This is a genomic window from Pseudoalteromonas sp. SIMBA_162 (assembly GCF_046535955.1).
Classification (GTDB): domain Bacteria; phylum Pseudomonadota; class Gammaproteobacteria; order Enterobacterales; family Alteromonadaceae; genus Pseudoalteromonas; species Pseudoalteromonas marina.
The window spans coordinates 1-262 of sequence record NZ_JAWJBQ010000593.1 but is presented as its reverse complement, the minus strand read 5'-3'; the positions used below and the strand labels follow the sequence as shown (position 1 = coordinate 262).

The following is a 262-nucleotide window of genomic DNA, read 5'->3' as shown; positions in this document are numbered from 1 at the left end:
AATGTCATCGCTACCCGAGGCATCACTGCTCGAGCACGATCTCATCAATGACTTGGCTTTCGGTATTCATCAGCACGAAGGCATCCTTGAGCTGCAGCCAGCGCTGGTTGGCGCCCGGTTCCGAGAGCTTGTGCTGCTGCCAGTTCTCGACCCGAAGGCCATCATCCCGGGCGACTGTGTCCGGCACCTTGCCGCCCCGCTTCCAGACATGTGCCGGCGAAGCCTCTGCCACCGCTTTCTTCTCAGCCAGCTTTTCCTGGTG

General features: G+C 60.3%; 1 protein-coding gene. It reads right to left on the bottom strand.

Annotated elements, in window-relative coordinates; all coding sequences use genetic code 11:
* Nucleotides 1-22: 22 nt before the first annotated feature.
* Nucleotides 23-262, bottom strand: a 240-nt coding sequence (locus R0J88_RS21050; RefSeq protein ID WP_410901034.1) for an RcnB family protein, incomplete at its 5' end; no start/stop codon positions are given.